Source organism: Corynebacterium sp. HMSC055G02, assembly GCF_001809065.1.
GTDB lineage: Bacteria > Actinomycetota > Actinomycetes > Mycobacteriales > Mycobacteriaceae > Corynebacterium > Corynebacterium jeikeium_D.
Window position 1 is genome coordinate 50,392 of record NZ_KV795675.1, and the last position, 10,704, is coordinate 61,095.

Annotated in this window: 10 protein-coding genes and 2 pseudogenes; 8 read left to right on the plus strand and 4 right to left on the minus strand. The window is 56.7% G+C overall.

Annotated features, from left to right (window positions below):
* Nucleotides 1–43: 43 nt before the first annotated feature.
* Complete coding sequence (locus HMPREF2547_RS10015) at nucleotides 44–1,021, plus strand: DUF808 domain-containing protein (RefSeq protein WP_070605719.1); 978 nt, start codon at nucleotides 44–46, stop codon at nucleotides 1,019–1,021.
* Nucleotides 1,022–1,033: 12 nt separating this feature from the next.
* On the opposite strand, the gene HMPREF2547_RS10020 is transcribed toward HMPREF2547_RS10015, so the two are convergent.
* Together HMPREF2547_RS10020 and HMPREF2547_RS10025 are read right to left on the minus strand one after the other, a co-directional pair.
* The gene (locus HMPREF2547_RS10020) at nucleotides 1,034–1,339 is read right to left on the minus strand and encodes a YchJ family protein (protein ID WP_317196941.1); all 306 of its coding nucleotides are present in this window, start codon (nucleotides 1,337–1,339) and stop codon (nucleotides 1,034–1,036) included.
* 311 nt (nucleotides 1,340–1,650) lie between these two features.
* A pseudogene (locus tag HMPREF2547_RS10025) lies at nucleotides 1,651–3,084 on the minus strand (GuaB1 family IMP dehydrogenase-related protein).
* 153 nt (nucleotides 3,085–3,237) lie between these two features.
* On the opposite strand from HMPREF2547_RS10025, the gene HMPREF2547_RS10030 reads away from it, so the two are divergent.
* The 5 genes from HMPREF2547_RS10030 (at nucleotide 3,238) to HMPREF2547_RS10050 (ending at nucleotide 8,607) form a co-directional block, all read left to right on the plus strand.
* On the plus strand, nucleotides 3,238–4,488 hold the full coding sequence (locus HMPREF2547_RS10030) for a glutaminase (protein WP_070605720.1): 1,251 nt from the start codon (nucleotides 3,238–3,240) through the stop codon (nucleotides 4,486–4,488).
* 99 nt (nucleotides 4,489–4,587) lie between these two features.
* Nucleotides 4,588–5,460 (plus strand): patatin-like phospholipase family protein, encoded by an 873-nt coding sequence (locus tag HMPREF2547_RS10035; protein WP_070605722.1) that lies wholly within the window; start codon nucleotides 4,588–4,590, stop codon nucleotides 5,458–5,460.
* A 296-nt stretch (nucleotides 5,461–5,756) separates the two neighbouring features.
* Nucleotides 5,757–6,281, plus strand: coding sequence for a CBS domain-containing protein (locus tag HMPREF2547_RS10040; protein ID WP_070605724.1), 525 nt, complete (start codon nucleotides 5,757–5,759; stop codon nucleotides 6,279–6,281).
* 122 nt (nucleotides 6,282–6,403) lie between these two features.
* Complete coding sequence (locus HMPREF2547_RS10045) at nucleotides 6,404–7,576, plus strand: MFS transporter (protein WP_083296893.1); 1,173 nt, start codon at nucleotides 6,404–6,406, stop codon at nucleotides 7,574–7,576.
* 146 nt (nucleotides 7,577–7,722) lie between these two features.
* A complete protein-coding gene (locus tag HMPREF2547_RS10050; RefSeq protein ID WP_070605726.1) occupies nucleotides 7,723–8,607 on the plus strand; it encodes a hypothetical protein in 885 nt (294 codons plus the stop codon).
* Between the two features lie 98 nt (nucleotides 8,608–8,705).
* Here HMPREF2547_RS10050 and HMPREF2547_RS10055 read toward each other — a convergent pair whose 3' ends face one another.
* Complete coding sequence (locus HMPREF2547_RS10055; RefSeq protein ID WP_016423149.1) at nucleotides 8,706–9,200, minus strand: 2'-5' RNA ligase family protein; 495 nt, start codon at nucleotides 9,198–9,200, stop codon at nucleotides 8,706–8,708.
* Between the two features lie 334 nt (nucleotides 9,201–9,534).
* Between HMPREF2547_RS10055 and HMPREF2547_RS10060 the strand changes: the two genes are divergently transcribed.
* Entirely contained in the window at nucleotides 9,535–9,858 is a 324-nt protein-coding gene (locus tag HMPREF2547_RS10060; protein ID WP_168161663.1) for an amphi-Trp domain-containing protein, read from the plus strand.
* A 16-nt stretch (nucleotides 9,859–9,874) separates the two neighbouring features.
* Here the strand turns inward: HMPREF2547_RS10060 and HMPREF2547_RS10670 are convergent.
* Nucleotides 9,875–10,054: pseudogene (locus HMPREF2547_RS10670) on the minus strand (YtoQ family protein); the annotation flags it as partial.
* Nucleotides 10,055–10,442: 388 nt separating this feature from the next.
* On the opposite strand from HMPREF2547_RS10670, the gene HMPREF2547_RS10065 reads away from it, so the two are divergent.
* Nucleotides 10,443–10,685 carry a hypothetical protein gene (locus HMPREF2547_RS10065; protein ID WP_016423152.1) on the plus strand — a complete coding sequence of 81 codons (243 nt, stop codon included), beginning with the start codon at nucleotides 10,443–10,445 and terminating at the stop codon, nucleotides 10,683–10,685.
* Nucleotides 10,686–10,704 lie beyond the last annotated feature (19 nt).

A 10,704-nucleotide genomic window follows, 5' to 3' on the forward strand; every position in this document is an offset into this window, starting at 1 on the left:
CGACGACGGCTCCTGGTCGCGTCCTCCAATACGGGAGGTTTTTATGGCAGGCGGACTTGTCGCGCTGCTTGACGACGTTGCCACGATTGCACGTGCTGCAGCGGCAACAACAGACGATATTGCGGCTGCGGCCGGCAAGGCTAGCGCTAAAGCCGCCGGTGTCGTGGTTGACGACGCTGCGGTGACGCCTAAATTCGTCGAGGGGGTCTCGCCGAAACGCGAGCTGCCGATTATTTGGCGTATCACCAAGGGCTCCTTGGTCAATAAAATTGTCATTATTCTGCCGATTGCGCTGCTGCTCAGTCAGTTTCTGCCCTGGGCGCTGACGCCGATTTTGATGCTCGGTGGCTCATACCTGTGCTTTGAGGGCATGGAAAAGGTCTGGGAGAAGATTAAACACCGAATCTCTCCGGATCAGACTGAGCAGGAGCGGATGGAGGCGGCGACCAACCGCACACCGAAGAATGAAGATTCGCTGGTGAAGTCTGCAATTTTCACCGACTTGATTCTCTCTGCGGAAATCATGGTGATTTCTCTCAATGAGGTCGCTAATCAGCCGCTGCTCAACCGCGCGCTGATTCTTATCGTGGTGGCACTCATCATCACGCTTGCGGTCTACGGCGTGGTGGGCTTCTTGGTCAAGATTGATGACATTGGCCTGCACCTGCAGTCCAAGGAGTCAGCCGGTATCAGCAAGTTTGGTGCGGCGCTGGTCAAAGCCATGCCAATCGTTCTGAACACGATCGGCATTATTGGCACGTTTGCCATGTTGTGGGTCGGTGGACACATCATGGTGGTCGGCCTCGACGAGCTGGGCTGGCATCTCCCCTACCAGCTGGTCCACAACCTTGAGCAGCTGTTTACCGGCGGCTTCCTCGGCTGGTTGGCCAACACCACCGGCTCACTGATTTTCGGCACCATCTGGGGTGCAATCATTGTGGCGATTGTCGCCGTGCTGCCATTCGGCCACGGCAAGCACGACAAGTCTGACCAGGAAAATGCAGCGAAGGCCTCGGCCTAGGAAAGCTGACGCTTAGGAGTACGTGACCTCACCGTCGACGTAGACCCAACGCCGCGCACGACGAACAAAACGGGAACGCTCGTGCATCGTGCCGACACCTTCATGGTCATGAAAGGCCGCTTCAAATTCCACGATGCCTTCGCGGTCGTCCTCGCCACCATCGACAGTGTTGATGATGGTGAGTCCTTCCCATTCGACACCGTCATCGACATTGATAACTTCCGGGCGGTAGCGCGGATGCCACGTCCGCCAGATGTAATCCGCCTCGTGGGCAGCGTAAGCGCTGTACCTCGCTGCCATCAGCTCAGCTGCGGTCAAAGCCTCCCGCTCACCGCGGTGCAGCGGGCCACAGCACTGCCCGTAGAGTCCCCCACCGCACGGGCACAAATCGGAATCAATAACGCAGGCGCGAGCGAAAAATGCGTTCCCGCTTCCTGCTCTAGCACCGTTTCCTGCTCCCAATCCGGCCTCCGTTACAGCACTGTTTTCTCTTACCTGCCGCCCCATAATCGCCTGCCCCTCCCCAATCTCACACGTGGTACTAAACGCGTCCTAACAACGTCTTTACATACCTACCAATTGACCCGCAGCACCGCTAGTCGGTTTAGCCCCGAGAGGCTTGACGACGGCTACCGCGTCGCCCTCGGCATTCCTTCCGCAAAGCCCGCAGCGGATTGAATTCCCACCACTGCCCGCTCAGCGAACTACTCGATGGTGGCCGAACCCGCGTATGTAAACGAAGAACGTACACCCGAGATAATGCGATCGATTTGATCCTCCACACCTTCGCGGCCGGGCTCCAGGTAGATTTTCGCAGTCGAGATGCCCTCTTCGAACATCTCACGCCGGGCTTTCTCAAAGGCCTCTACCTGCGCATTTCGGCTCTCCACCGCACGGTGTGAAGCCATGCCAAAGGACTCTTTGAACATGCGCCCGTCGACGTCCTTCTGGACATCTCCTGGGGACTCGAAAGTGCCGGCAAACCACGAGCCAATCATCACGTTGGACGCACCCGCAGCCAACGCAAGCGCAACATCGCGGGGATCCTTCACTCCACCGTCAGCCCAGATATGCACGCCGCATTCACGAGCAGCTGCAGCGCATTCGAGCACGGCGGAGAACTGTGGACGCCCAACACCGGTCTGCATTCGGGTTGTGCACATCGCACCCGGACCGACGCCGACCTTAATAATGTCGGCTCCCGCCTCCGCTAGGTCGCGAACACCATCGGCGGTCACGACATTGCCAGCGGCAATTGGCACAGGCGGGTTGAGCGCACGGACTCGTCGTAAAGCACGGAGCATCGATTCCTGATGACCATGTGCGGTATCGACAACGAGCACGTCGGCACCTGCGTCGAGCAATGTCTTCGCGCGCCCTTCAACATCACCGTTGATGCCGAGCGCCGCACCGACGCGCAGCTTGCCCTCCGCGTCGACAGCTGGCTTGTAAAGCGTCGCACGCAGCGCGCCCTTACGCGTGAGAATACCCACCAGCGCACCATCGGCGTCCACCACCGGAGCGAGCTTGCGCCCGGATGCAGTGAGCTGGTCGAAAGCGTCACGGGGCTCAATATCGGCCGGAAGCGTAAATAGCGAAGTGGACATGAGCGTCCCCACCTGCGCAAAGTTGTCAACGCCCGCCAGATCACGGCCGGTGATTAGACCAACCGGTTTGTTGTCTTCCACGACCACTGCCGCACCGTGCGCGCGCTTCGGCAGAAGATGGCGCGCATACCCCGCGGTGTGGTGAGGCTTGACGACGATCGGGGTGTCGAAAACCAGCCCAGCGGACTTGACCTTGCGAATAGTCTCAGCGGCAATATCAGCTGGAACGTCCTGCGGCAGGATGGCAATTCCGCCTCGGCGGGCGGTGGTTTCGGCCATCCGGCGCCCGGAGATGGCCGTCATATTGGACACCACAATCGGAATGGTTGTGCCGGTGCCATCATTAGTGGACAAATCGACACCCATGCGAGAGCCGACGGATGACTTCGACGGCACCATGAACACATCGCTGTAGGTCAGCTCGTAGGGCACGGACTGATTGTTGAGGAATTTCACATACCCCAGGATATGCTGATTTTTCCGGCGCGCACGGTGAGAGTGCACAGAGGTGAGCATCAGTGGCCGGCCTTGCCTGGTGTAGGTTCGAACGGGACTCCACTGACTCAACCGGGATTTTTCAGCCCCAGGAAAGATACTTAGCAGAATCTGATGAAAACGCCGATCAAAGATTATTTGTCCGAAATCGTCGAATCCGTCCGCCCCGATGAGTCTGGTGAGGTAGCGGACTATATTCCCACCCTTGCTGAAGCTAATCCCGACCGCCTGGCACTAGCTATGACCACGGTGTCAGGCCGCACCTACACCGCGGGCGACACCGATACTGAATTCACGATTCAGTCGATGTCCAAGCCCTTCGCTTATGCCGCAGCCATCACTGAGCACGGCAAAGACAAAATCGACAGTATTGTGGGCACCGAGCCTTCCGGTGAGGCCTTCAACGAATTGTCGCTGGAGCAAGGCACGCACCGACCAAAGAATCCGATGATTAACGTCGGCGCACTGGCGATCAACCAGTTCGTATGCCAGCCAGGTGCCAACTGGAAGACTCGCACCAAGCACATGGTGGAGCTTCTCTCAACTTTGGCTGGCCGCAAGCTCCGCGTTGACTACGACGCCTATGAAAGCGAAATGGACTCCGCGCATCGAAACATGTCCATCGCGCATATGCTGGCAGCTTACGGTTTTATCGAAACCACGCCCCACGATGCTGTCCGCGGCTACACCGCACAGTGCTCCGTGCTGGTCAACACCCGCGATGTCGCCATGATGACCGCAGTGTTGGCCAACGGCGGCGTTAACCCGGTTACCAACCAGACTGTGCTCGGCCGCTCGGTTGTTCGCCGAGTCTTGTCCGTGATGGCTATTGCCGGCATGTACGACGAGGCCGGTGAATGGTTTACCGAAGTCGGAATTCCCGCCAAGAGCGGTGTCGCCGGCGGCTTGCTGGGCGCGCTGCCTGGACAGGCGGGTCTCGCAGCCTTTTCACCGCGATTGAACGACCACGGCAACAGCGTCCGCAGCATTGCCATCTTCCGGAAGCTCTCCGAAGATTTGGGCCTTCATCTCATGGATGCCGATGCGATTGGTTCGCGTGCGCTGCGCGGTACACGCGTCAGCAATGGCCGCTCGATCATCGAGATTCAGGGGCCAGTCAACTTCACTGCGGCCGAGATTGTTCTCAACAGGTTGGCGACTTCCACACCGTCGGAAAGCGAAGCTGTCTTCGACGTCAGCCACGTTGGCGTTGTCAACCCGGTGGGGCGCACGTTGATTCTGGAAGCGATGCGACGTCTGAGCCACGAGGGCAAGGAGATCTTGTTCTACGACCCGGAGGGCGTACTGCCGAACCCAGATATGGGCGAGGGGCTACTGCCGGTCATTCTCCAGGATGCGCCGTAAACTACGCTAACCGAAATCTAATATGGATGGCGTTCGGGTAGTCTTGAACGATCGTAACGCCCGAAAGACAGCAGCGCGATAGCAACCGGAGGGATATAAATGCAGGTCAGCGATGTAGCATTAGTCTTCGAGGGCGGAGGGACTCGCAATAGTTACACGGCACCTTTCGTCGAACGGCTACTTCGCGAGGACATCGATGTCGGTTGGGTCGGCGGGGTAAGCGCCGGTGCCTCTCACGTAGTCAATTACCTTTCCCAGGATATCCAGCGCTCTATAAATAGCTTCACTGACTTCATTGCACAGCCGGCCAGCAGCGGCTGGCGCCCAATGTTGCGCGGGCGCGGCTATTTCGATGCCGAGTACATCTATGAAGACGCGGGGCTTCCCGACGGCGCCATGCCCCTGGATTACGAGACTTTTAAGAACAATCCAACTCCCTATCGGATTTCTGCTGTCCGAGCGGATACGGGCGAGACCATCAACTGGGGGCCGGACGATATCCCAGATCTACCCACGCTGATGAAGTACACTCGCGCCAGTTCGACGATTCCGGGCGTCATGCGTATGCCCTATATTGATGGCGTTCCCTTCGTCGACGGTGCACTGGGATCATCAGGCGGTATCCCAATCGATGCCGCAGAAGCAGATGGTTTCAAGAAGTTCCTCATCGTTCTGACCCGTCCGAAGGGATTCCGCCGCACCACCCCTAAGCGCCCACAGCTGCTGCGACAGATTTTCCGCAGTAACCCGGTGGTGGCTGAGCTACTTATCACCAGGCACGAGCGCTACAACGCCTCTCTCGATTGGGCTGCTGAGCTTGAACGAAAAGGCCAAGCATATGTTTTCTACGCCAATAATATGAGCATCACAAAGGCGGAGCGGAAGCGGTCGAAGCTGATACACAACTACAAGCTCGGCCGGGCGCAAGCCGATGCCGAATGGCCAGCAATTCGAGAGTTCATGGGCTTGTAGCTTCCGCCACCTTTAGGAAGCTTTTCGTTCATTCCTCTTTACTGCGTACGTAACCTTGTGTTAACCTTTGCGTAGCGAACAACCTCGTTAGGTAAGGCTCCTATATCTACATAGGCCGCTGCCCTGCACTTTATCGAGAGTTTCGAAAGACTCCCGAGGCAAGGGTCCATCTCAAGTGGCCACCTTTAGTTACGGCATTACATTGCCAACACTCATAGGCGAAGGAGCCATAATTTTTCAATCAACAGAAATTCCCTCCTAGCAAAGGAGCTGGGATACCTGGAAAAGGATCCACAATGACACAGACACAGAACACCATCGCCAACTTCTTCAAGCCGAAGTCTTCAATCAGCCCGTACAGCCTCCTGCCCGACACCGTAAGCATGCACATGACGGATTCTTACATTGCGCTGCCGGAGGACATCACTGTCGGTGAGGCACTGAGCACCTACGCAGCTGAATTTGCTGGTCTCGATGACGATACCTGTGTCTTCCTCGTCGACGATGAAGGCTACCTGACCAGCGATATTACACTGAAGGAACTCCGCGAATACGCCGACCGCGGTGCCTACATGAACACCGTCGGCGCTCCTGTGAAGGTCTTCGTCAAGCCCGAGGATCCAGCTGCCATCAGGGCTCGCCAGCTTATCGACGGGCGTCGCAGCGAGCTGCCCGTCGTCAGCAGTGGCAAGCTGGTAGGGGTTCTTACCGACCGCATCTCTGAGCGTATTCTTGGCAGGACTAAGGCAGCTAAGAAGGCAAAGAAGTCTAAGGGATTCTTCTCACCGATTACCGCGTTTTTCGGTGCCTCCAATAACTAGAGCGACTAACTTGGGTAGGCAACCCGAGTAACTCAATAGGCCAGCTAGCGTTTGTTAGCTGGCCTATTGTTGTTACCACACTGTTCTATCCCCAAAAGATGAGAGTCGACAGGAGGCAAATCGTGGCACGAGACTGGATTCGGGTAGCCCTGGGCATGTTCGCTGTTGCATTTGGCGCCAACCTCTTTGCCCCACTCCTGCCCGCGTATCGAATAACCGATGCTCTCAACCAGTCCCAGGTCACCTTTCTCTTCGCCATCTACGTCGCAGGGCTCATCCCCGCACTACTCATCTGCGGCCCACTTTCCGACCGACTCGGCCGTCGCGCCATCATCCGGCCCGCACTCATAACCTCTGCCGCCGGCTCCGTCGTCCTACTCACCGGCGTCTGGTTCCACTTCCCATCACTGCTGATAGGACGCCTTGTCGTCGGCATTTCGATGGGTATGGTAATGGCCGCCGGCGCCTCGTGGATTAAAGAGATTGCGCCCGTCGCACCTCAAATTTCCGCTCGGCGCGCAACCGTTGCGCTCTCCGCCGGGTTCTCCCTCGGCCCCCTGGCTTCCGGGTTGGTCGCGGAGTTTGCTCCCCGCCCTGATGTCATCCCCTATCTTGTTCATCTCGCACTGCTGCTTGGCATCACACCACTGACATGGAACGCTTCCGGCGGACTGCCAACCTCAGCGCACAGCGACACCCCGCAACGGTTCTTCTCCTCTGCCACCCTAAGCCCGAGATTCCTGTGGGCAGTCGCCGCTTGGGCACCGTGGGTCTTCGGTGCCGCGTGCACATCGTTCGTCGTCCTTCCGACAATCGCCGAATCCAGCTACCCCATTGCCTTTGCCGGACTCATCGCCTGCATCACGATGGGCACCGGCGTTCTGGTGCAACCACTGGTCACTCGAATCAGTTCCAGCAGCTTTATCCCGCCAGCTATTTTCGGTCTTGGCTTAACGACGGTCGGAATGTTGCTCAGCCTCATCGTCGCACTCACCCAGAACGTGTGGAGCGTTTTCCCCGCCGCTCTGACCCTCGGTGCCGCATATGGCGTAATGATGGTCTCCGGTCTCCGCGAAGTGCAAATTATCGCACCGCCAGCCGAGTTGGGTGCTGCCACCGCTATCTACTATTCGCTGACCTATGTTGGTTTCTTCGCTCCTTTTGTTATTTCTTTCGCAGCGCCGAAATTCGGGTTTGTGCCCGTTTTCGTCTTCGGTGCGATCATTGCAATGGTCTCCATGTATCCCGTGGCAAAGGTTGCGCAGTCTGCGGTGAGGTCCGACGGAGCGTCGTAAAGCAGACGCGACTGAAATTCTTGTTTTGGGGAAGCGAGCTGAGACGAGCTCTTGTATTCTTTCTTTCACAAAAGCTTGGCTCCGGCCCAGGGCTCCTGGGCGGGTTGCATAGGTTGTTGAAATTCAGCTCGATGGAATGAGGAATCATGAAGCAGCGCAGCTCTGGAATGTGGGAGAAGTTTGCGACAACTGTAGTGGCGGGTCTGGCAAGCGCCGCGTTGCTCACAGCATGTGGCTCGGGGGAAGAAAGCAGCAATGCCGGTGGTGAGGCAGGCAAAGAGTCGACCAGCAAGATGACGAAAGCAGATCGGTCAGCTCCTGCTGCAGCCGAAGATCAGCTCCTACTCACAAATGAAGTTCAAGGGGCGGACTTCTCCGGAAACAAGATTACCGGGTTCAAAGATGCCATGGAGATGTTTTCGGAAGATTCCATGAAGTTTGAACCGGCCGAATGCGCCACTTTCACCAACTCAACTGAGGAATTGGAGAATGCTGCCGGCGCTTACACGGACATTAAGGAAGAGAACGTCACTGTCAGCGTCTCGATATTGAAGAATCCTGAGGCGTACCAGAAGTACGAGGACAGCCTCGAAAAGTGCTCCGACGTGACGGCTACGATGGATGCTTCCGACATTCTGAAAGACTCCATGGAAGGTCAGGAGATTTCTCCTGAGATGCAGGACATGTTTAATGACATGGACATGACGACCACAATGAAACTGCACCGAGAAAAGTGGGAGCCAAATCTTTCCGTCAAGCCAGCTGAGTTCACTGCACACGAGACCAGTGCGAACATCAACGCCGGTGGCACGGATACTACGGCCACCAGCTACGACATTGTCGGGATCGTCAATGGCGTAATGGTAATGGTGTCCGCCGCCCCGACTCCGGATGTACCAACTGACAACATGGAAAACACGACGGATCCCATGCAGATTCCAGAGGCAACTCCAGAGTCTAAGGAAGCGGCAAAGAAGCGTGCCTTGGAGGTCTTCGATGCCCAGGCAAAGAAGATTATGGATGCTGCTTAGTTTTTCTTCTTAGCCTACTGTTTTCTGAAACCACAGTTTTTGCGAAATAGCGGGACGCAATCGCTGAGGAGCATCAGCACACAAGTACCGGAGTCTCCCTAGAACTCCGTCAATTCCTGCACTTTGGGACTCCAGAACGCAGCTCGTGGCGCGTTGAGAGTTTTAAAGTGCGGGTTCGTTATTTCGTCAAGTGCGCGCACGTAGTCCGGCACAATATCCCGTGGAATTCTCAGGCCCATGGTCAGGTGCGGAATCCAGCGGGAGCCGCGGCCGTCAGGGTTGAGACGACTGATTGCGCGAGCAGCCTCTTCCAGCTCATCGCTTGTTTCTAATAACCATGCGACAGTCTGTTTACTCTTTGTGCCGAACACTACCGTTCCTACCCTGCGAAACTCTGCTGGCATAAGCGGAGGGAGAATTTCGGCTGCTCGTTGGACTACCTTCGGTCTCATAGTCGGCGCAAAAGTCACAGTGATGTGGGGCTTTTGATTCTGCTGCGGGAATCCACGCTCTGCCAGTTGCGCAAAGATCTCTTTAACCTGCGCCTCTTGCTCAGGCAGAAGGTACATCAGGATGTTGTCAGGTGACACCACGTGACGCTTACTCCTCCCCTATTGCTGTCGGTCGACACACTTGAAGCACTGACGAAGGGCGCCGTTACTAGCGCTCTTCACCTAAGACACTCAGGACCTTGCACTAACCTTGCACTCCAGAGCATAGCGTAAGGATTTTCCACAATTTATAACCTACCTATTGAAATTTCTAGCCTCTTATTATTACCCCTGGTAAAAACAACTTTTTATTGGGATAATGGAGGTGGGCAGGCTTCCTGAAAGCCCTCTAGAGCATCTTCAAAAACAGTGTGGAATGACGGCCGATTCTCCACGTGGCACAAATACCGACACGGCTGGAAAGGTACGTAAAGACATGGCACCGAAACCTAAAAAGATTACGCCCCCGAAGAATCAAAAGTTGGTGAAGAGCAAGGCAAGCTTCAGTCGCGAAGAGCTCGCTGATTTGCTGGAGACGCTGGCGGCTCGCATCCGCGCCGGGGAAATGACTCTCGGCACTGGCAAGTCCGCGGTGACGATGACCATGCCAACATCGTTTAATACCACGATGGAAGTTGTCGATTCCCGAAAGCGTACCGGCATCGAGCGCGAGCTAGAGCTGGAAATCGACTGGATGGTCGACGAGGCTGGCGAGCCTGTCGAAAAGCCAGGACCAGCATCTGGCTTCGCAATCTCCTAGCAGGCTTGTTGCTGTCCGGTTTGTTCCGCGCAGCACAGTAACCTGCATCGAAGGCTGCGTTCCACTGCTTGTACTGGTCGCCGAAACGGACAACAACCATGTCCGCCTTCTCAATCAGAGTACGGGTGCGAATGGAGTTGACCTTCGAGGACTGGTGATCATGCCAGAATCCCGCAGGTGCCTCCCCCAGGTGGTCGCACACGGGCCGAGTGTTTCTCGGGTTGTAACGCCGTCTATGCATGCTTCGAGTTAATGGGCTCAGGCTTTTGACAGCAGTGACATCGGCCCAGCGGCCAGGGTGATACTGTCCAATCTGTCGCACAATGAACTCCTGCACGCCGAGGAGCGCCCGTCGCCGAAACAACTCACTACCGCTCGCCATTTCCGCAGGTCACAGCGAACAGATTTGAGTCGTTTTGGTCGATTTTGCGTCCTTTGGCCGTCATTTACCGCTGCGGCACTGGCCGACAAGCGAGCCGTCGTCAAGCAACACCCAATTACACCCGTCAGGCACCCACGCCTCCCCACATCGCATGAGGTGACGCTAACCTAATTCAGGAAAATTCGCGACGAAGGGAACGCGCATGGCCAAGGGCAAGAAAGGCGACAAGGGCAAGAAGAAGGACGCCGCCAAAGCCGCGAAAAAGCTCGCCGGCAAGGACCCCTTCAAACTGGCTGCGATGACACCGAAGAAGAAGTGCTGCAAATCCGGCATCCGCTGCCTGCGCTGCCCCGTGGTGCTACACAAGCTCAATCGCGAGATCAAAAACGGCGAAGTCGACCATGCCGCCCTGCTGCTCGTCACTGCGAAAGCCCGGATCCGGTAGCCGGCCCTCGCCCCCCCCC